This window comes from Flavobacterium sp., assembly GCF_027531705.1.
Lineage (GTDB): Bacteria > Bacteroidota > Bacteroidia > Flavobacteriales > Flavobacteriaceae > Flavobacterium.
The window spans coordinates 50,837-72,490 of sequence record NZ_JAPZSP010000039.1 but is presented as its reverse complement, the minus strand read 5'-3'; the positions used below and the strand labels follow the sequence as shown (position 1 = coordinate 72,490).

Genomic DNA, 21,654 nt, shown 5'->3' with positions numbered 1-21,654 from the left:
GTCAACTATAAAACCAAAAAACATAAACTAAAAAAATGAAGGTAATCATTCACGGCGGTTTTTTCTCAGAATCTTCAACCAATCACGAAACAAAAGTTGCTAAACAACAAGCTTTGTTGCGAATTGTAAAAGATTCGTATGCTTATTTACAAAATCATTCTGCTGTTGAAACAGTGGTTTACGCAGTTTCATTATTGGAAGATGATGAATTGTTTAATGCCGGAATTGGTTCGCAAATTCAAAGTGACGGAAAAATTAGAATGAGTGCTTCTTTGATGGATGGCGAAACTCAGAAAATGAGTGGTGTTATCAATATTGAAGAAGTAAAGAATCCAATTCAAGTTGCACAAGTATTAATGAATGTTGACGATAGAGTTTTGGGTGGAAGTGGTGCAACCAATTTTGCAAGACAACACGGATTTGAAAAATTCTCAACAGAAATTCCACAACGAAAAGCTGAATATGAAACCAAACTTGCTTCAACTGGAACAGGAACTGTTGGTTGTGTAGCAATAGACAAAAACGGAAAAATTGCAGCAGCAACATCAACTGGTGGAAAAGGATTTGAAATTCCCGGAAGAATTTCTGATTCGGCAACTGTTGCGGGTAATTATGCTAACTCTTTTTGTGGCGTAAGTTTAACAGGTGTTGGAGAAGATATTGTGAGTGGAGCAGTAGCGGCCAAAATCGTGACACGTGTAACTGATGGATTTTCATTAGAAAAAGCTTTCGAAAAAACATTTGATGAACTAAAACCTTACGATGGTTTTGCAGGTGCAATCGCTATCGATAAAAACGGAAATATTTTCCACCAAGATTCACATCCAAGTATGGTTTTTGCAAGTTTTGATGGCGAAAATGAAGAGGTTTTTAACTAAACTATTGATTCTTTCTAAATAAATATAAATATCCTATTAGTGGTGTTTGATAATCAGGATCATTCAAATGGAGAATATAAAAATAAGTATCTCTAGGCGAAATAGTAGTTGAATCAAATCTAATTTCTTGATTTGATAAACCATCCCAATCTGGAGTTGAATTATCTCCTGTCCAAACTAATTGTCCCCAACGATTGTAAATTTCTATTTCAAAATTAAGAAAAACATCTCGTAAGCCTTCAATTGAGAACGTAGGATTTATATCATCACCATTTGCAGAGATATAATTATGAATTATTGGAGGATTTTTTTTGGCAGTAAATTTAGTTACAACCGCATTAATCATTACAACATCTTGACCAGAAGTAAGTTCAATGTCCATAGAAGTATCATCTTTTTGAACGTAATTCTGAATATCATAAATATCTAAATCCATATTGTATAGAGTTGAGCTTCCAGTAATACTGTTTGTTCCGTTAAAAGCATTGTTTGCTGGATTTAATGGTAATTGTTCAACTACATAATCATTAATTTTTAATGTTTCTGTAACACGAATATTTGAATCGCCTTCCCAAGCAACAAAACCAATTTTGGAATCTAAATTATTTACAACTTCTATATTTGTTAAATTAATTGATAAAGCATTGGGAACCGCTTGTAGTCCATCATAAACATTTATTTGAGTTACTGGTATGTTATTATTTTTATAAATAATAATTATAGCCCAGCCTGCAAAATTTGTTTTTCTGGTAAAATGATCATCAATTACGTCACTTATATCAAGGTTTGATAAAGTGTAAATACCATTTCCAGTTTGTTTTACCAATTCGGTTATATCTTTAAAAGCACTAAAATAATCTAATAGTAGTCCAAAATTGTTTCTTTGATATGCAAATGTTCTTTCGGCAGTTATTGAAGTTGAGTTTAATGTGATTTCAAAATCGCCTGTTCCAGAACCTGCCCAATATAAGTAAGCGTTTTTTATTACTGATTTAGAGTCTAAGTTTAATGTTGCAGAAGAACTCGGTAATATAGATGGTGATGTTTGAAAAGAATTTTCTTGAGGATTTAATGTGTTTCCTATAAATGTAAAGTCATATCGACCATTAAATTGAGCCATTAAAGAAACATCTTGTGCAAAAATAGTACAAGAATAAAGCAATGCTATACTAAAAATGATATTTTGTAGTTTTAGCTTCAAGAAGTTATCTTTTTAAAAAAAAAAATAAAAATACAACATAATTTTTTAAAATCAATTTTTGAAAGATAATTAACAAATAATAAAATAATTGATTAATTTTCCACATTATAAAATTTACTAGTGAAAAACTATATAATTCGACAATATAAGAAGGAAGATAAAGCTATTTGGAATACTTTTATTAGTAATGCCAAAAATGCCACTTTTTTGTTCAATCGAAATTTTATGGAGTATCATTCTGATAGGTTTGAAGATTTTTCATTATTGATTTTTGATGAATCTGAAAAATTAGTTGCTGTTTTACCAGCTAATAGAGTAGAAGAAATTGTTTATTCACATCAAGGGTTGAGTTATGGAGGTTTGGTCTTACAATCAAAGATTAAATTGAATGAAGTAATTTATATTGTTCAAAATTTACTTTCTTTTTTGGAAGAAAATAGTATTAAAAAACTTCACTTGAAATTGTTGCCTACGATTTATTTCAAAAAACCTTCTCAAGAAATTGATTATGTTTTGTTTCTTGTAAATGCAAAATTAGTAAGAAGAGATGTGTTATCAGTAATTGATTTAAAGCAGCAGAGTGAATATTCGGATTCTAGGAAAAGAGCAATTAAAAAAGGAGTTTCAAATAATATTACAGTAAAAGAAGATAATAATTTTGAACTTTTTTGGAATGAAATTTTAATTCCTAATTTGGCTTTGCGACATAATGCAAAACCTGTTCATTCAGTTGAAGAAATTAGATTATTAAAATCAAATTTTCCTGAAAACATAAGACATTTTAATGTTTATTTTGGTGAAAAATTAATTGCGGGGACAACCGTTTTTGTTACTGATAATGTTGCGCACTCACAATATATGTCTGCAGATGAATCAAGAAAAGAATTTGGTAGTTTAGATTTTTTACATGATTATTTGATCAGAAATGTTTTTCAAGATATGCATTATTTTGATTTTGGTATTTCTAACGAAAATCAAGGAATGAATGTCAATTCGGGTCTTATATATTGGAAAGAAGGTTTTGATGCAAGTTCTGTTGCACACGATTTTTATGAAGTTGACACAAAAAATCACAACTTATTGAATACAGTTTTGATATGATAAAATTCCTTGACTTAAAAAAAATTAACGCACCTTATCAAGAACAATTTCAAGAAAAATTGAAAACATTTTTGGATAAAGGTTGGTATATTCTTGGAACTGAAGTAAAGTCTTTTGAAGAAAATTTCGCCAATTTTTGCGGCACTAAATATTGCATTGGAGTTGGTAACGGATTAGATGCTTTGGTACTAATTTTCAAGGCTTATATTCAGCTCGGAAAAATACAAAAAGGTGATGAAGTTATTGTTCCTGCAAATACTTACATAGCTAGTATTTTGGCAATAAAAGAAGCCGATTTAATTCCTGTTTTGGTTGAACCAAGATTAGAAACTTATAACTTGAATCCTGAATTAATTCAAGAAAAAATTACTCCAAAAACTAAGGCCATTTTAGCAGTACATCTTTATGGTCAATTAGCTGAAATGGAGTTGATAAACAAGATTGCAAAACAAAATAATTTATTGGTTATTGAAGATGCTGCACAAGCTCATGGTGCAATTGCAAATTCCAATAGTGAAATTCCAAATTCCAAAAAGAAAGCTGGAAATTTAGGTGATGCGGCAGGTTTTAGTTTTTATCCTTCTAAAAATTTAGGTGCTCTTGGTGATGCTGGTGCCATTACAACTAATGATGATAAGTTAGCAAAAGTGCTTTTTTCGGTACGAAATTACGGTTCGGAGAAAAAATACCATAACGATTTTATAGGTGTAAATTCTAGACTAGATGAGCTTCAAGCTGCTTTTTTGAGTATAAAGTTGCCAAATTTGGATGTTGAGAATGAGGTTAGAAGAAGAATAGCTAAACGTTATTTAACTGAAATAAAAAATTCGAAAATTCTTTTACCTAATTGGGATTTCACCAATAATCACGTATTTCATTTGTTTGTAATTAGAACTCAAAATAGAGATAAATTGCAAGAGTATTTGTTACAAAATGAAATTGAAACCATGATTCATTATCCAATTGCACCACACAAACAAAAAGCTTTTGCTCAATGGAATTCGTTGTCTTTTCCAATATCTGAACAAATTCACAATGAAGTTTTGAGTTTGCCAATGAGTCCAATAATGACAAATGATGAGGTTACTAAAGTTATTGAAAAACTGAATCAATGGACATACTAATAAAATCGTATAATCGACCTTATTATCTTGATAGATGTATTCAAAGTATTTATTTGAACTGCATTAATTCTGATTTTAAGATTAAGATTTTAGATGATGGAACACCACATAAATATTTAGATAAACTTCAAAATAAATTTCCTGATATTCAAATATATAAGTCTGAATTTTATGAACAGAAAGTAAATTTCACTTCTAAAGGAAAACAGCCTGAAATTAATAAAATCCCAATCGAACTTTGGTTGGAAGGCGCAAAAAATGCTTCTGATTATTTTATTTTACTTGAAGATGATATTTGGTTTGTAGAAAAGTTTGATTTAAACATGCTGCATCAAAATTGCATTGAAAATAAGCTGGTTTTTGTTAAAATGTTTTGGTTAGGAAATGAAAAACTAATTCAATCTAAAACTCATTTTATTAAAGATAATTTGACTTTTTTTGAACCAAATTTGTATTTGAGGAATCCACTTTTGTACAAGTTTGTTTTTTATAAATTCAATCGATTTAAAATAAGAAAAACTTTAAAAGCATTGCGAATTCACACTTATGATAGATTTTTAAGTTATTATTCAATTTATGCTGTTGCAGGCGTTGTTTTCAGAAAAGATTATTTTCTTTCACTTTGGAATGATCATAAAAATGAAGTTGATGAAGGTTTGCAACTATACAATTCAGTTAAGTTTTTGAAAAAAAATAGAAATAAAATTGGTTTTGCTCACACTACGAATGAAGTAGTTAAAACTGGTTTTTTATCTTCGGCAACTAATCAATTTAAAAACTATAAAGATGTGAAAATTGATATGTTTTTGTTTAATAAAACTGTCAATGAAGCTTGGTATAATGATCAATTAGATGTAATGCAAAAATATCCTAAAGATTTGAATTCGGAACAAATTGCGGTAATTATTGAGAAAGAAAACAATGTTGATTTGCAAGTTATTGAATGGAAAAAATGGGTTTCAAGTTTTAAAAATCAATTTCAATCTTTTGGTTGTAATATAGACTAGCATGAAAAATAACAACATTGATAATTCGCATAAAACGATTCTAAAAGCCACGGGTGTTTTTGGAATTATGCAAGTTATGAAAATGGTTATTAGCATAGTTGGCTCTAAATTTGTAGCCATTTTTCTTGGCCCAATCGGAATAGGAACTGTCGGACTTTTGAATAATACTTTAACTATAATTACTTCTATTTCAAGTTTCGGAATTTCTACAACCAGTGTTCGCGAAATTGCCGTTGCCGATAGTGATGAAGATAAAACAAAACTGAATCAAACTATTTATATTATCCAAAAAATAGCTTTTGCTATTGGGTTATTTGGTGCTTTACTTGCAATTGTTTTTAGTTCATTATTGAGTAAATGGACTTTCGGGAATACCAATTATTATCATTGGTTTATTATCCTTTCCATTAATTTTTTCTTCACAAGTTTTACAGCTAGTAGAGTTGCGATTTTGCAAGGAAAACGAATGTTGAAAATCATTGCGATTTCCAATGTTTTATCTTCTGTTTTGATAACATTAACAACAGTTTCAATTTATTATTTTTATAAATTTGACGGAATTGTTCCTGTTATTTTGGTTTCTAGCGCTATTAATCTTGGTGTAAATTTGTATTTCACAAGAAATTTTAAAACAACTGGAATTCAATTTAATTTTTCTGAAGTTTATCAAAAAGCATTGCCTATTTTAAAGTTAGGATTGTTGTTATCTATAAATGTAATTTTCGGGCATATTTGTACCTTTTTAATCAAATTATATCTTAACGGAAACGGTGTAACTTCTCAAATTCTAGGTTTTTACGAAGTAAGTACTGTTATTTTGATTTCCTATGTTGGAATGATTTTTACTTCAATGTCAATTGATTTTTATCCAAGATTAACATCAATTAATAAGGATAATTCGGGCATGAAAGAATTAGTAAATAATCAATTAGAAATTGGGCTTTTATTAGTTACACCAGCCATTATTTTTTTGTATTTGGTATCACCTTTTGTCATTCAATTACTTTATACAAAAGAGTTTTTGCCTGTAATATTAATTTTTAAAGCTGCTTTATTTTCAATTATTATAAAAGCAATTATTTGGCCATTGGCATTTATAATTTTGGCAAAAGGAAACAAAAAACAGTATTTTATTCAAGAATTAGTTGGTGATTTTTTGAATGTTAGTTTAACAATTTTATTATATAATTTTTATGGACTTGTAGGTATTGGAATAGCAAGTGTTGTAAATTTTAGTCTTTACGGATTTTATGTATATTATGTTGTAAATAAAAACTATGATTTCAGTTTTAGAAATGATTCCTTCAAAATAATTTTTTTTTCAATAATAGCTGGTTTGGTATGTTGCGTTAGTGCTTTTTTTATTGATGAATACTATTTCAAATTAATTACAGGGATTGTTTTTCTTATTTCGATTGTTTATTCCTATATTGCTTTAGATAAGCGAATTTCTTTCAAGATTTATTTTGATAAATTCAAAAATAAATTTTTTAAATAGTATTAAGTAAAACCTAAAAATGCAATTTAATTCTATCTATTTTGCCCTTTTCTTTCCAATAGTATTTTTACTCTATTGGTTTGCATTCAATAAAGATTTGAAGAAGCAAAATATATTTTTAGTTGTAGTTAGCTTTTTTTTCTTTGCTTGTTTTGATTGGCGTTTTCTATTTCTTTTGCTATTTTCAATACTATTAGACTACTTCATTGCTATCAAAATTTTTGAGTCAATAAGTAATAAAAAAAAATGGCTTTGGCTTAGTATTGGTGTAAATATTTGTTTTCTTGGGTTTTTCAAATATTTTAATTTTTTTATTGATAATTTTTCTGAATTGATTTCATTATTCGGATTTAAAGCGAATATTTGGACATTAAAAATTATTTTGCCAATCGGAATCTCTTTTTATACTTTTCACGGATTGTCTTATGTGATAGATGTTTATAATAATAAATTAAAACCAGTCAAAAGTATTGTTGATTATTCACTGTTTGTGAGTTTTTTCCCTTTACTAGTGGCTGGACCAATTGAAAGAGCAACTCATCTTTTACCCCAAATTCAAAAAAAGAGAGTTTTTGATTATTCTAAGGCAGTTGATGGTTTACGACAAATTTTATGGGGATTGGTCAAAAAAGTTGTGATTGCTGATGGTTGTGCCGAGTATGTAAATATGATTTTTGAAAATCCAACCAGTCACTCTGGAAGTGATTTAGTGGTTGGCGCGTTTTTGTTTTCGTTTCAAATTTATGGTGATTTTTCTGGATATACTGATATAGCTTTAGGAACAGCAAGATTGCTTGGCATTGAACTATTGCAGAACTTTTCTTATCCTTATTTTTCAAGAGATATAGCCGAGTTTTGGCGTCGTTGGCATATATCATTGTCAAGTTGGTTTAGGGATTATATTTATATTCCATTAGGCGGTTCAAGGAAATCTAAAATTGTTAGTATTAGAAACATTTTTATTATTTTTCTCTTGAGTGGATTTTGGCATGGTGCCAATTGGACTTTTATATTTTGGGGATTATTACATGCTTTGTTTTTTATTCCTTTGTTTATTCAAAACAAAAATCGAAACAATATTGCAATCATATCAGAAGTTGATTTTAAATCTAAATCAATTGAATTACTCAAAATAGTAATGACTTTTAGTTTAGTTACTTTTACCTGGATTTTTTTTAGATCAAGCTCTTTAACAGAAAGTTTTAGCTATATTGCTCATATTTTTACGAAGTCATTATTTACTTTTCCTGAAGTTTTTCCTAAAACATTGATAGGATTTATTTTCTTTTTTTTACTTATAGAATGGCAAGGTAGAGCTGAGTACTTTGCCTTAAAAAGCTTTGGTTTGAGTTGGAATAAGTATTTAAGAATTAGCTTCTATTATCTATTGGTATTTATGGTTTTATACTACAACGGAAAAGATTTAAACTTTATTTATTTTCAATTTTAATGAAAAAACTAGTTAGAAAAATCACTTTTTTTGTTTTACCAATTCTCATAGTTTTAGGTATTATAGAGGTTTTTTACAGAGTTGTTCCAAATAATTATATTGTAAAAAATAGGAATGTTGTAAAAAACTATGAAACGGCTGAAGTTTTAATTTTAGGAAATTCTCATACTTTTTATGGTTTAAATCCAGCTTATTTTGATAAACCAACGTTTAATTTATCCAACATAAGTCAAACTTTATATTTTGATAAACTCTTGTTTGATAAGCATATTGATAAATTCAAAAAATTGAAATATGTGATTTTGAATGTAGAATATTTTTCATTAGGAGTATTGAATAATTCATCAGAAAGTGACTGGAGAAAGTATTATTATGAAATGTATATGGGTTTAGATGTTCCAATCATTGAAAAAACAGATATTAATAGATACTTATTGTCGTCTCCAAGAGGATTTAATGCTAATATCAAATTAATGCAGCGCTATTTTGCTGATGGAACTATAATTGACTGTAATGATAGTGGGTTTGGAATAAACTATACAAAAGAAAAAATAAAAATAAAAAATATTTATGAAGATGCCATAATGAGAGTAAAAGGTCATGAGAATAAGAATGTGAATTTTACTGAAAATACTATGATACTTCAAAAAATGATTGACAAATGCAATTCTCTTGGAATTAAAGTAATTATAGTTACAATGCCAGTTTCAAAACCTTATGCTAAAGGTGTAAATCAAAAAAAAAATACTAAGATTGTTAAAACATGTTTATCATTAGAAAATAAAAATATAAACGTTCATTATGTAAATTTATTTAATGACAGCAGATTTACTAATGAAGATTTTTATGATGCTGATCATTTGCAAACTGATGGTGCAAAAAAATGTTCAAAAATAGTAAATGATTGTTTGAATAAATTTAACTAAGCTTTATTCTTAATAGAAGAATTATATATTTTAAAAACAACACAAAATCCAACGTTTTTACTGAAACACTTAACTCATGATAAATAAATTTTAAGATTGCCTTATTTTCATCATTTGTTTGATTTAGTTTTAAGGCTTTCAAAATTATTATATAGGTTGATTGGTTAAATTTTCGAGTTTTTGAATTAAATATCTTAAATCTGTTGTTACTCAATGAACTAGAAAGAACTCTTTTTTTTACTAAAATTTCATCTATATATTCAAACTCATATTGGCGTGCAGCTCGTATCCAAAAATCTAAATCTTCATAATACAATGTTGTGTCATAGCAATTAAGAGTTTCATAAACTTCTCTTTTTACCATAGATGAAACCGAGCAAACATTATTCTCGATACTTAACAATCCTTTGTATATGTCGCCAGTTGGTTGCGGTTTTATGGTTTTTAAATTTTTATCTACATTAAAAAAATAGTCTATATGATTATTCTCAGCATCTATTCGTTCCAGGTTTCCGTAAACAATACCAAGTTTACTGTTTTTTGATTTTTCAAAACAAGCTACTTGTAACTCTATTGTATTTGGAAAAAGTACATCATCAGTTGCTAAATCAACAATGTATTCACCTTTAGCATGTTGAAAAACAGAATTGAATGTCTTTGTATTGCCAATATTAGTTTTATTTTTAACAAATTTTGTTTCAGGATATTTTTTTATCCATTTCTCTATTAATGCAACAGAGTTATCACTGCTACAATCGTCAGCAATAATTACCTCAATATTTTGGTAGGTTTGATTAACAACAGATTCGAGTGTTTCAAGAAGATACTTCTCATGATTATAACAAAGGCAAATAATGCTAACAAGTGGTTTTTTTTGCATAATTCAAGCAAAGTATAGTATATTTGAGCAAAAGTAAAAAAATATTAACTCATAGTATTCATAAGTTGAAAAAAATCGCGTTAGTTGGTGATTGTTTAGCTGGTGGTGGTGCCGAAAAAGTTCATGCAACACTATCTAATTTTTTTCATGAAAATAATTTTGAGGTGCATAGTATTACATTTTTGGATTGGATAGAATACGATTTTTCGGGAGAAATTTTCAATTTAGGAAAATTAAAATCAAAAACGATTTTTGACAAGTTAAAACGGTTATTCATTTTGAAAAAGTATCTAAAAAAAAATCAATTTGATTATATAATCGATTTTAGATATAGAGTAAATGCAATTAATGAACTTTTAATTTCACATTGCGTATATAATACCAAAGTTTTTTATACCGTTCATAGCGGCGTTACAAAAAAATATATTCCCGAAAATCATTTTCTTGCAAACTTAATTTATTCAAAACATCAAGTAGTGACGGTTAGTAAAGCAATTGAAAAATTGTTAGAAAATCATTTAAAATCAAAAATAACAACAATTTATAATCCATTCGAAATTAATAAAATTCAATCTTTAGGCAAAAGTTTTGTTCCAGTCGAGAGGAACTATATTGTCGCCGTTGGTAGAATGAATAGGCGTGTAAAACAGTTTGATAAACTTATTCTTGCTTATCATAAATCAGATTTACATCTAAAAGATGTTTCATTGCTTATTCTTGGAGAAGGAAAGTATATGGATGAGCTAAAAACACTAGTTGAAAAATTGAATTTGACGAGTAATGTTATATTCAAAGGAAACCAATCCAATCCTTTTCCGTATCAAAAAAATGCACTTTTTTTGGTGGTTTCAAGCAAAAATGAAGGATTTGCTAACACACTAGTCGAATCGTTGATAAATGAAACACCTGTTATTTCATTTGATTGCTTTTGCGGTCCAAACGAAATTATTGACCCAAATCTAAACGGGATTTTAGTAGAAAATCAAAACATTGATAAATTGTCAGAAGCTATGAGAAATTTATATTGCGACAAAGAACTTTATACTACCTTTAAAGAAAATTCGTTAACTAGTATTACTCAGTTTTCAGTTGAAAACATTGGAAAACAATGGATTTTTCTTTTTAATCAAACTAAGAAATAATGAAAACTACTATTATTGATATTCCGAAAATAGAAAATAATTTAGGCAATATAGCTGTTATAGAAAATGACACAATTCCTTTTGAAGTAAAACGAGTTTATTATTTATATGATATTCCGAGTAGCGCAGTTCGTGGCGGTCATGCTCATAAAAAGTTAACCCAAGTTTTAATAGCAATTTCGGGTAGTTTTGATGTGATATTGGATAATGGAAAAGTTAAGGAAAAAGTGACTCTAAATAAGCCCAATAAAGGCTTACTCATAGAAAATTACACTTGGCGTGAACTAGAAAATTTTTCTTCTGGTGCTGTTTGTTTGGTATTGGCCTCTGAAAATTATAATGAAAATGATTATATCAGAGATTACAATGATTTTTTATCTTCAGTTAAATGAAAATTCTTTATATAACTCCAAAAGCTAATGATTATGGTGGTGTGGCCAAAATTCTTTCCGTAAAAGCTAGTGCACTAGCCCAAAATCATCAGGTTTATATAGCTACACAAAATAATGGTTGGCAAAATGCTCCCTATAAGTACAATGCTTCCATCCAATTTTTTGACATGGTATTATATGGAAATAAAATTTCTTTTTTATATCGTTACCACAAAGCATTAAATAATATAGTTAATACAGTAAAACCTGATCTAATTTTTGTGAGCGATAATGGTTTAAAAGCTTACTTAATACCTTTTTTGGTAACTCACAAATGCCAGCTGGTTTTTGAAGTACGAGGATCACTTTACAACGAAATAACATCGATAGCTCCCAATAGAATAAACCAATTATTTCACAATCTAAAATATTTTTATCGTAGAAAATTTGTGAAATTTTATAATTATATAGTTTTTCTTTCCAAAGAAAGTCAGGAGGAATGGGGAATAAAAAAAAAGACATTCATAATCCCCAATCCTATTGAAAATATAACGCAAACAGTTACAAGTTTAGATGAGAAAATTGCTATTTGTGTTGCCAGAAATTCTTATGAAAAAGGATTGGATAGGTTATTGGATATATGGCAACTTGTTCAAAAAGAAAATAAAGAATGGAAGTTGAAAATTATTGGAGTCTCAGAAAATAGAGAAGCCTTGATTGAACATGCAATAAGAAATGATATTGCACACTCTATCGAAATTCTGCCACCAACAAATGATATAATACAAGAATATTTGAATGCTTCAATTTATCTAATGCCTTCACGTTCAGAAGGATTTCCAAATGTTTTATTAGAAGCGCAGTCTTGTGGATTACCTCTAATATCATATAATTGTCCAATTGGCCCAAAGTCAATGATTATAGATTCTGAAAATGGATTTTTAATTCCCGATGGCGATAAAAATGAGTTTGCAAAAAAACTTCTTCTTTTAATGCAAGATAAAAATCTTAGAGTTCAAATGGGAAAATCGGGAAGAACAAAAATTTTTGAATATGAAAAGGAAAAAATTATCGAAAAATGGGAGAAGTTAATTCAAGAAGTAACTAAAAGTAAAGTTTAATAATTACTAATTTCGGTGAAAAACCCCAATTTATATAAATCAAAAACAAACAAAGATGGATTATTTGAAAGTAAATTTTTCTTCAATACTCTTTTAAATTTTCTAAAGATGAATAAAAGAAACAAATCAATTTTATATCGTTTAATTTGACTATAATATTTTGTTACTTGAGTTTCAGTTTTGTACAAATCATTTTTTGAAATTGTGTGTAAAGTTCGTAATGCAATTTCAGTTTTTTCAAGAAAATGTTCAGAGTTTTCTAAATTTAGATGATAAACACAATTATCAATTTGTTCAATTTGTATGTTATTTTTTTCTAATTCTGATATAAAAATTAAATCTTCATAACCGTAATTTTTTATACTACTATCAAATTTAATTTCGCAAAATACTTCACTTAAAATGGCAAGATTTGATGTCAAAGCAAAGCTTGGGTTTCGTTTTCTTTCTTCAATCGATTTTGCTTCTCTTTTTTTTCCATAAACCCATCGTAATATTTCCTCTTTTTTGGGTTTTTCATTTTTGTAGGCTAAACCACCATAAATTACATTGGGTTTACATTGTACAATTACCTCAATATAATTTTTTATAAAATTTGAATCAGTTGGAAAAGTATCACAATCTAAAAAAAGAAACCAATTATGATGTGCTCTATTGGCTAAACTATTTCTGTTTTCGCCTCTTCCTAAATTAGTTTCAGCACAAAAAAAATGGCAGTTTGAAACTAAATTTATCTTTTCATTTTCAAGATTCAACTCCGATTTTGAAGCATCATCCTGAACCAATATCTCGAACTCAATTTGGCATTCCAAACATTGTTTATGCAATTCCAAAACTAATGGATATACATTATAGTTGTATGTCGGAATGAGTATAGAAAGCATTAAACCGTTCTTTGAACCACTTCAAAAAGTTGCCCGTTTTCACATTTCAACGTTTTGGATGGAAACTTCATCAACAAAGCATAATCGTGCGTTGCCATAATAACCGTTTTGCCATTAGCATTGATTTTTCGCAATACTTCCATAACTTCAACGCTTGTTTGTGGATCAAGGTTTCCAGTTGGTTCGTCTGCCAAAATAAGTTCTGGGTCATTCAGTAAAGCTCTTGCAATGGCTACTCGTTGTTGCTCACCACCAGAAAGTTGATGCGGCATTTTGGAGGCAATTGATTTCAAATCGACTTTAGCCAAAACTTCATCAATTTTTTCATCCATTTCAGTTTTGTCTGTCCAGCCAGTAGCTTTTAATACAAAAAGCATATTTTCTTTCACACTTCTATCGGGTAAAAGTTGAAAATCCTGAAAAACAATCCCAACTTTTCGTCTCAAATACGGAATGTCATTTTCTTTTAAACCAACCAAATTGTATTCAACAATTTCGCCTTCGCCTTCTGTTAAAGGTAAATCGGCATAAAAAGTTTTCATCAAACTACTTTTTCCTGAACCTGTTTTTCCAATAATATATATAAAATCACCATGCTTAACATCAAGTGTAATATCCGACAAAATCGGATTGTTTTCTTGGTAAATCGTTGCATTTTTTAATGATAAAACAGTTTCTGACATAATTTGAATTATTTAATGTTGTAAAAGTAATAAGATAACGCTGGTATTCAAAATTATTTTACTGTTTTAATAAAAATTCAATGTCTATCATTCACAACAAAACAATTGTTAAAAAGAATGTTTATAATAAATACCAAGCTTACTCCGTTATAGGTTATAGAAATCAATACATTTGACAGTAAACAAGTAAGGCAATGAAATATCCATGTTTTGCTGACGAAAACATTTATGTAGATTCTGTCATGGATATTCCATATTCCTTTAAAAAACAAATATTATCCATATATGAAACAAATAAAAAGACTATTATTTCTCTTGATTTTTATAACAAGTAGCACCACTTTTTCGCAAAAGTCGGCTATCTATTCTAATGATTTAGAAGATTTTCAAAGAGCTGTAAATCTGTATAAAAATAACCAATACCAATCGGCACAAATTATTTTTGATAAAGTAAAAGCAAATAATGACAATGCTGATATTCAGGCTGATTGTGCTTATTATAGTGCTAATTGTGCTATTCATTTAGGACAAGCAAACGCCGACCAAATGATGGAACGCTTCATTGCTGAATATCCAACAAGTCCAAAACAAAATCAAGCGTATACCGAAGTTTCTCAGTTTTATTTTGAACAAGGAAATTATCCGCAATCGCTTGCTTGGTCAGAACGAGTAGATGTCAATTCTTTAAGCTACGAAGAACTTGAAAAATACAACTTTCAAAGAGGTTATTGCTATTTTTCTGCTAATAAAAAGAAAGAAGCAACGCCTTATTTCAATAAAGTTATAAAATCTAAAGAATATGGTTCACAAGCTAAATATTATCTAGGTTTTATGGCGTATGAAGGCGACGATTATAAAAAAGCCAACGAGTTTTTTAATGAAGTAGCGGGCGAAGAAAAATACAAAGAAAAATTATCCTATTTTCAGGCTGATATGAGTTTCAAATCGGGTAATTTTCAAAAAGCTATCGAGTTGGGGCAAACCGCCATGGCAAAATCAACTGCGGCAGAAAAATCGGAATTGAACAAAATTATAGGTGAAAGTTATTTCAATTTGAAACAATACGACAAAGCCATTCCGTTTCTAAGAGAATACCGTGGAACCAAAGGGAAATGGAGTAATACAGATTACTACCAAATTGGTTACGCTTATTACAAACAAGAAGATTACAACAGTGCCATTGCGCAATTCAATAAAATCATTGGCGGAAAAGATGCCGTTGCTCAAAATGCTTACTATCACTTGGGTGAAAGCTACATGAAAATCAATAAAAAACAAGAAGCCTTAAACGCTTTCAAAAATGCTTCTGAAATGGAATTTGATTTGAAAATCCAAGAAGATGCTTATTTGAATTATGCCAAATTGAGTTACGAAATTGGAAATTCTTACCAAAGTGTACCCGATGTTTTGAATTCGTTTATGACTAAATATCCAAATTCGCCTAACAAAACGGAACTTCAAACCTTGCTTATCAATTCGTACATAACTTCTAAAAATTACAAAGAAGCTTTGAGCTTATTAGAAAAAAATAAATCATTCGGAAACAAATTAGCCTACCAAAAAGTAACTTTCTATCGCGGAATCGAATTATATACGGATGGCGATTACCAACAAGCATTAACGATGTTCAAAAAATCTATTGCGGAACAAAGCGATGCCAAGTTCACAGCGAGAGCAACTTTTTGGAAAGCTGAAACAGAATATGGTTTGGATAATTTCAACGATGCTTTATTGAGTTTCAAACAATTTGCAGGATTTCCTGAAGCCAAAACAACGCCAGAATATAAAAATATCAACTATAATATTGGATATGCATATTTCAAATTAAAAGAATATGAGCAAGCTGGAAATTCATTTCAAGCCTATGTTGAAGCTGTTAAAGACGATAAAGTTCGTTTGAATGATGCGTATTTAAGATTAGGCGACAGCCGATTTGTAACAGCAAAATATTGGCCTGCCATGGAAGCTTACAACAAATCGATGGAAATGAAAGGAATTGACGCCGATTATGCTGCTTTCCAAAAAGCTATCAGTTACGGATTTGTGACAAAAAATGATAGAAAAATTCAAGATTTCAATTCGTTTTTACAAGTTTATCCGAAATCGCAATATCGTGATGATGCGTTGTTTGAATTAGGAAATACGTATGTAACTGAAAATAAAACCGATTTGGCAATCAAAACCTACGATCAGTTAATCGCTGAATTCAAAAAAGGTTCGTTTACATCAAAAGCAATGTTACGTCAAGGTTTAATTTATTACAATGCTGAAAAGGATGATTTAGCAATCGCAAAATTCAAAAAAATCGCTGCCGAATATCCAAATTCTCCTGAAGCATTAGAAGCTGTTGCCACCGCAAGATTAATTTATGTTGACAACGGAAAAGTTTCTGAATACGGTGATTGGGTAAAAACGTTAGGATATATTCAAGTTTCTGATGCTGAATTGGATAATGACACCTATGAAGGTGCCGAAAAACAATATTTGCAAAATAATGTAAAACAAGCTATTTCTTCGTTGAGTAATTATTTAGCAAAATTTCCAAACGGAAATCACGCTTTGAAAGCTAATTTCTATTTGGCTCAATCCTATTATGCGGATGATTTGGCCAACAATTCAATTCCGAATTATGAATACGTAATTTCTAAATCGCGAAATGAGTTTACCGAACAAGCATTGGCAAGACTATGTGAAATTTACTTGAAAAAAGAAGATGCAACAAAAGCAATTATAGTTTTAAAACGTTTAGAAACCGAAGCCGATTTTCCTCAAAACGTAACTTTTGCACAATCTAATTTGATGAAGACATATTATGAAAGCAAAGATTATCCAAATGCTGTAATTTATGCCGAAAAAGTTTTAGCCAATCCAAAAGTAGATGATAAAGTGAAGTCTGATGCACAAATTATCGTGGCTCGTTCTGCTATAAAATCAAATGATGAAGCTAAAGCCAGAATTGCTTATGCCAAATTACAAACTATTGCAAAAGGTGAATTAGCTGCTGAAGCGTTGTATTATGATGCTTATTTCAAAAATAAAGATTCAAAATTTGAAGAATCTAATAAAGTGGTTCAAAAAATAGCCAAAGAATATTCAGGTTACAAATATTTTGGTGCCAAAGGTTTGGTGGTAATGGCCAAAAACTTCTACGGATTAAAAGATAGTTTTCAAGCGACTTATATTCTAGAAAGTGTAATCAAAAATTTCGCTAATTACACCGATGTTGTAGAAGAAGCCCAAAAAGAATTGAACACAATTAAAGCGTTAGAATCTAAGACAAATTCCTCAATTGGTAATTAATTCATAGTAAAAAGTAAAAAAATGAAATTCAAAATTCAATATATAGCATTTAGTTTAGTATTTCTTGCAACACAATTCGCTTTCTCTCAAAAGAAAGACGAAAACATTGGAACAGAAGTTGTAAATGTTGTAAAGCCATACACACCAACGATTTCTGATGCTTTCAAAGTAAAAGAAACGCCAAGTCTAAACGATGAGGAAACCAGCAAAAAAGAGGAAATTAAATATTCTATTTTCTCCTTTCCAGTAGCATCAACTTTTGCACCAGCCAAAGGAAAAGCAGCTGGGGTTGACAAAGAAGCACAAGAAGAATTATTCAACAGTTACGCAACACTTGGACTCGGAAATTACATCAACGCTTTGGGCGAATTGTATGTAACCAAAAACATTGGCGATACTGATTATTTTGGCGGAATGTTCAAACATTTTTCGTCTCAAGGCGGCATCAAAGATTTAGTTTTAGATGATAAATTCAGTACAACTTCTTTCGATTTGACTTATGGAAGCAAAAAGCAAGCTTATTCTTGGACAGCCGATTTGGGTTATGAACTAAAAAACAATTTCTGGTATGGTTTGCCATCTGATTTTGGTAACTTGTTTACCGAAGACGAAAAAGCTAAAGTGATAAATACCATCAACGAAGCCAATTCTTTCAGTAATATTTCAGCTGGTGGAAACATCAATTTTACTAATAGCATGTTCAATGATGTGAGCGTAAAATTCAATCATTTTTCAGATAAATTCAAATCGTCAGAAAATAGATTTTTGGTAAAACCAACTTTCGAGTTTGATGCCGCAGGAACTACTATCAAAACCAAATTAATAGTCGATTATCTTGGTGGAAGTTTCAAAAAAGACTACTCCGATTTAACTTCAATAAATTACGGTTACACCAATCTCGGAATCCATCCAAGTATTGCCATGAGCCGAAATGACTGGTCGTTCAACCTTGGTGCAGCTGCTTTTTATAGTATTGACAATGAAAACAAGAAAAATAAATTTTTCGTTTATCCACAAATCAACGCTTCTATCGCTTTGGTCGAAAATATCATGATTTTTTACGCTGGAGCAGAAGGAACTTTGCAACAAAACACTTATCGTGATTTTGTAAATGAAAACCAATTTGTTTCACCAACATTATTGGTTGCGCCAACCGACAAACAATTTGACGTTTTTGGAGGTTTAAAAGGAAAAGTCTCTAACAATTTAAGTTACAACGTTCGCGGTTCTGTAGTGAGCGAAAAAAGTAAAGCATTTTTTGTAAGCAATTATTATGATGATACTATTGTTGAACAACAAAATTACCAATACGGAAACTCGTTTGATGTGACTTATGATGATATGAAAACCATCAGTTTTTTTGGTGAGTTAAAAGCCGATTTTACCAAAAATTTCTCAATTGGTGTAAACGGAACTTTCAACAACTACAATATGAAAAATGAAGAAGAAGCATGGAATTTACCAAGTATAAAATTAGGTGCTAATCTCGATGTAAATATCACTCCAAAATGGTATGCAGGTGCCAACGTATTTTTTGTAGGCGATAGAAAAGATGCAATTGATAAAATAAATAATCCATTAGTACCTAATATCGTTACACTAAAAAGCTATTTCGATGCCAATGCACACTTGGGTTTCAAATACACCAATCGTTTGACAGCTTTCTTGAAACTCAACAATATTGCCAATCAAGGTTATCAAAAATGGTTAAATTATCCTGTTCAATCCTTCCAGTTCATGTTAGGTGCTAGTTATAAGTTCAATTTATAGAAGCTATTTCCAGCTATACGTTACAATCTTTTTATTTTTAAAGAAAAAATAAAAAGGATTTTCACTTCTATCTGGGCTAGGCATATCAGTAAACATTTGGTATAATCTTAATCTTAAGGATTTCTTTTGTGCCTTTTGTGTTAAAAAATAATCTTTGCGACTTTGCGAGAAATTGATATTAGGAAACATTGTGCCTTTATTGTGTCTTCGTGGTTAAAAATCTTCGTAAATTTGTCACAAACAAAATAGAAACATGAATATTCCACAATCGTCAAATCCCAGAATTGTCATCATAGGTGGCGGATTTGCAGGTATAGCGCTGGCCAAAAAATTAAGAAATCAAAACGTACAAGTTGTACTTTTAGACAAACATAATTACCATAATTTCCAACCGCTTTTGTACCAAGTTGCTACTGGCGGACTCGAAGCTGGTTCGATTGCGTATCCTATTCGTAAAATATTTCAAAACACACCCGATTTCTATTTCAGACTAACATCGGTAAAAGAAATTGATACCGTGAACCAAAAAGTGATGGCCGAAATTGGCGATTTGCATTACGATTATCTGGTTATTGCTACGGGTTCCAAAACCAATTATTTCGGTAATAAAGAAATCGAGCGCAATGTAATGTCAATGAAAACCATTCCGCAATCATTGAATATTCGTAGTTTGATTCTCGAAAACTTTGAGCAAGCCGTTCTAACCAAAGATGAAGCCGATAAAAATGCTTTAATCAACTTTGTGCTAGTAGGAGCAGGACCAACAGGAGTAGAGTTGGCTGGTGCATTAGCCGAAATGAAAAGAGCCATTCTTCAAAAAGATTATCCCGATTTAGATATCGATAAAATGGGAATTAACTTGATACAAAGTGGCGATAGAGTGCTGAACACAATGTCTGAGAAATCATCAGCTGCAGCCGAAAAATTTCTTTTAAATCTAGGTGTCAAAATCTGGAAAAATGTGCGTGTAACTAATTACGACGGAAGAACCATCACTACTAATTCCGATTTGACTTTTGAAACGGCAACTGTAATCTGGACAGCAGGTGTACAAGGTGCCGCGATACACGGATTAGATGCCAAATCATTGGTAGAAAGAGTCGAGAGAATTCGCGTCAATCAATACAACCAAGTTGTTGGTTACGACAATATTTTTGCAATAGTAGACATCGCTTCTATTGAAAGCGAAACTTTTCCTCAAGGTCATCCTATGATGGCGCAACCTGCTATGCAACAAGGCGCATTGTTAGGTGAAAATTTAATCAAATTACTAAACAAAAAAACATTAAAACCTTTTGAATACAATGACAAAGGTTCAATGGCAACGATTGGTAGAAACCTAGCCGTTGTTGATTTACCACATTATCACTTCAACGGAGTTTTTGCTTGGTTTGTTTGGATGTTTGTGCATTTGTTTTCACTAATTGGTTTCAAAAACAGAGCCGTTGTTTTCCTAAATTGGGTCTACAATTACATCCGTTTTGACCGCGAAGGACGATTAATAGTTAGACCGTTTAAGAAAAGAAGTTTTACAACTTTTACTAGTGATGAGTTTTAGATTACAGTTGATATATTTATTGGTAAATAGTAGATTATAATTTTTAAAAATCTTTTTTATTAATAAAATTCAAAAAAAATATTGTCCTTTAGTACAACTTTAGTATTTTTGTATTGTGGAAGGAGAAAAGAAAATAAGAACGGTAACATTTTACAAAGATTATTTTGTAGCTTTTTTTGTAAAGCAACGGGAAAAGGTTCAAGATAAAATAACTTGGACTTTGGAATTGATAGAACATTTAGAAAAAATTCCAGAAACGTATTTGAAACATATTGAAAATACAGATGGTCTATATGAAATCAGAGTAAAACAAGGAAGTGATATTTTTAGAATATTTTGCTTTTTTGATAAAGGAAAGTTAATTGTTCTAGCAAATGGATTCCAAAAGAAAGAGCAGAAAACACCCAAAAAAGAAATTGAAAAAGCATTAAAAATTAAAAAGGAATATGAAAACGAAAACAAATAATTTAAAAACACTCGCCGAATTCAAAGATGAATTTTATGGTAAAACTGGAACCGAAAAGCGTGATAAATTAGAAAAAGGTTATGAGCAATTTAAACTTGGTGCTTTAATTCATGATGCTAGAATAGAAAAAGGATTAACTCAAGAAGAACTTGCATTCAAAAGTGGAACGACAAAATCATATATCTCAAGAATAGAAAATAACGTAAAAGAAGTTAGATTTTCTACACTTCAAAAAATTGTGGAGTTAGGCTTAGGCGGAAAATTAGAGCTTGCAATAAAGTTGTAAAAACAACA

At 29.9% G+C, this 21,654-nt stretch carries 19 protein-coding genes; 15 read left to right on the top strand and 4 right to left on the bottom strand.

The features are described from left to right. The first annotated feature begins 35 nt into the window (after positions 1–35). On the top strand, positions 36–878 hold the full coding sequence (locus tag O9267_RS13570) for an isoaspartyl peptidase/L-asparaginase (RefSeq protein WP_298180475.1): 843 nt from the start codon (positions 36–38) through the stop codon (positions 876–878). Between the two features lies 1 nt (position 879). On the opposite strand, the gene O9267_RS13565 is transcribed toward O9267_RS13570, so the two are convergent. Beyond that, a complete protein-coding gene (locus O9267_RS13565; RefSeq protein ID WP_298180473.1) occupies positions 880–2,079 on the bottom strand; it encodes a gliding motility-associated C-terminal domain-containing protein in 1,200 nt (399 codons plus the stop codon). A gap of 120 nt (positions 2,080–2,199) precedes the next feature. Between O9267_RS13565 and O9267_RS13560 the strand changes: the two genes are divergently transcribed. From O9267_RS13560 to O9267_RS13535, 6 genes are read left to right on the top strand one after another with little or no spacing between them, the layout of a single operon-like run. Next, positions 2,200–3,180 (top strand): GNAT family N-acetyltransferase, encoded by a 981-nt coding sequence (locus O9267_RS13560; protein ID WP_298180471.1) that lies wholly within the window; start codon positions 2,200–2,202, stop codon positions 3,178–3,180. Continuing rightward, positions 3,177–4,304, top strand: a complete 1,128-nt coding sequence (locus O9267_RS13555; RefSeq protein ID WP_298180468.1) for a DegT/DnrJ/EryC1/StrS family aminotransferase — start codon at positions 3,177–3,179, stop codon at positions 4,302–4,304. Before O9267_RS13560 ends, O9267_RS13555 begins: the two co-directional genes overlap by 4 nt. Further along, the gene (locus tag O9267_RS13550; RefSeq protein WP_298180466.1) at positions 4,292–5,311 is read left to right on the top strand and encodes a glycosyltransferase family A protein; all 1,020 of its coding nucleotides are present in this window, start codon (positions 4,292–4,294) and stop codon (positions 5,309–5,311) included. The genes O9267_RS13555 and O9267_RS13550 overlap by 13 nt, the downstream gene beginning before the upstream one ends. 1 nt (position 5,312) lies before the next feature. Beyond that, positions 5,313–6,809, top strand: coding sequence for an oligosaccharide flippase family protein (locus O9267_RS13545; protein ID WP_298180463.1), 1,497 nt, complete (start codon positions 5,313–5,315; stop codon positions 6,807–6,809). A gap of 19 nt (positions 6,810–6,828) precedes the next feature. Beyond that, positions 6,829–8,259: an MBOAT family O-acyltransferase gene (locus O9267_RS13540; RefSeq protein ID WP_298180461.1), complete on the top strand. Its 1,431-nt coding sequence runs from the start codon at positions 6,829–6,831 to the stop codon at positions 8,257–8,259. Continuing rightward, entirely contained in the window at positions 8,259–9,185 is a 927-nt protein-coding gene (locus O9267_RS13535) for a hypothetical protein (protein ID WP_298180459.1), read from the top strand. The genes O9267_RS13540 and O9267_RS13535 overlap by 1 nt, the downstream gene beginning before the upstream one ends. Here the strand turns inward: O9267_RS13535 and O9267_RS13530 are convergent. Continuing rightward, positions 9,178–10,065 (bottom strand): glycosyltransferase, encoded by an 888-nt coding sequence (locus O9267_RS13530; RefSeq protein WP_298180457.1) that lies wholly within the window; start codon positions 10,063–10,065, stop codon positions 9,178–9,180. The two genes, O9267_RS13535 and O9267_RS13530, sit on opposite strands and share 8 nt — an antisense overlap. Positions 10,066–10,130: 65 nt before the next feature. On the opposite strand from O9267_RS13530, the gene O9267_RS13525 reads away from it, so the two are divergent. From O9267_RS13525 to O9267_RS13515, 3 genes are read left to right on the top strand one after another with little or no spacing between them, the layout of a single operon-like run. Further along, positions 10,131–11,207, top strand: a complete 1,077-nt coding sequence (locus O9267_RS13525) for a glycosyltransferase (RefSeq protein WP_298180455.1) — start codon at positions 10,131–10,133, stop codon at positions 11,205–11,207. After that, positions 11,207–11,599 carry an FdtA/QdtA family cupin domain-containing protein gene (locus O9267_RS13520; protein WP_298180452.1) on the top strand — a complete coding sequence of 131 codons (393 nt, stop codon included), beginning with the start codon at positions 11,207–11,209 and terminating at the stop codon, positions 11,597–11,599. The genes O9267_RS13525 and O9267_RS13520 overlap by 1 nt, the downstream gene beginning before the upstream one ends. Continuing rightward, on the top strand, positions 11,596–12,699 hold the full coding sequence (locus tag O9267_RS13515) for a glycosyltransferase (protein ID WP_298180450.1): 1,104 nt from the start codon (positions 11,596–11,598) through the stop codon (positions 12,697–12,699). Before O9267_RS13520 ends, O9267_RS13515 begins: the two co-directional genes overlap by 4 nt. Here O9267_RS13515 and O9267_RS13510 read toward each other — a convergent pair. Next, positions 12,696–13,583, bottom strand: coding sequence for a glycosyltransferase family 2 protein (locus O9267_RS13510; RefSeq protein ID WP_298180448.1), 888 nt, complete (start codon positions 13,581–13,583; stop codon positions 12,696–12,698). The two genes, O9267_RS13515 and O9267_RS13510, sit on opposite strands and share 4 nt — an antisense overlap. Beyond that, on the bottom strand, positions 13,583–14,266 hold the full coding sequence (locus O9267_RS13505; RefSeq protein WP_298180445.1) for an ATP-binding cassette domain-containing protein: 684 nt from the start codon (positions 14,264–14,266) through the stop codon (positions 13,583–13,585). Before O9267_RS13505 ends, O9267_RS13510 begins: the two co-directional genes overlap by 1 nt. A gap of 285 nt (positions 14,267–14,551) precedes the next feature. Between O9267_RS13505 and O9267_RS13500 the strand changes: the two genes are divergently transcribed. The 5 genes from O9267_RS13500 to O9267_RS13480 all read left to right on the top strand — a co-directional run bounded on the left by O9267_RS13500 (position 14,552) and on the right by O9267_RS13480 (position 21,646). Continuing rightward, positions 14,552–17,566, top strand: coding sequence for a tetratricopeptide repeat protein (locus tag O9267_RS13500; RefSeq protein WP_298180443.1), 3,015 nt, complete (start codon positions 14,552–14,554; stop codon positions 17,564–17,566). 21 nt (positions 17,567–17,587) lie between these two features. Continuing rightward, the gene (locus O9267_RS13495) at positions 17,588–19,336 is read left to right on the top strand and encodes a TonB-dependent receptor (RefSeq protein ID WP_298180441.1); all 1,749 of its coding nucleotides are present in this window, start codon (positions 17,588–17,590) and stop codon (positions 19,334–19,336) included. A gap of 253 nt (positions 19,337–19,589) precedes the next feature. Further along, the gene (locus O9267_RS13490; protein WP_298180439.1) at positions 19,590–20,894 is read left to right on the top strand and encodes an NAD(P)/FAD-dependent oxidoreductase; all 1,305 of its coding nucleotides are present in this window, start codon (positions 19,590–19,592) and stop codon (positions 20,892–20,894) included. Positions 20,895–21,009: 115 nt separating this feature from the next. Further along, positions 21,010–21,360, top strand: a complete 351-nt coding sequence (locus O9267_RS13485) for a type II toxin-antitoxin system RelE/ParE family toxin (RefSeq protein ID WP_298180437.1) — start codon at positions 21,010–21,012, stop codon at positions 21,358–21,360. After that, positions 21,341–21,646 (top strand): helix-turn-helix transcriptional regulator, encoded by a 306-nt coding sequence (locus tag O9267_RS13480; protein WP_298180435.1) that lies wholly within the window; start codon positions 21,341–21,343, stop codon positions 21,644–21,646. Before O9267_RS13485 ends, O9267_RS13480 begins: the two co-directional genes overlap by 20 nt. Positions 21,647–21,654 lie beyond the last annotated feature (8 nt).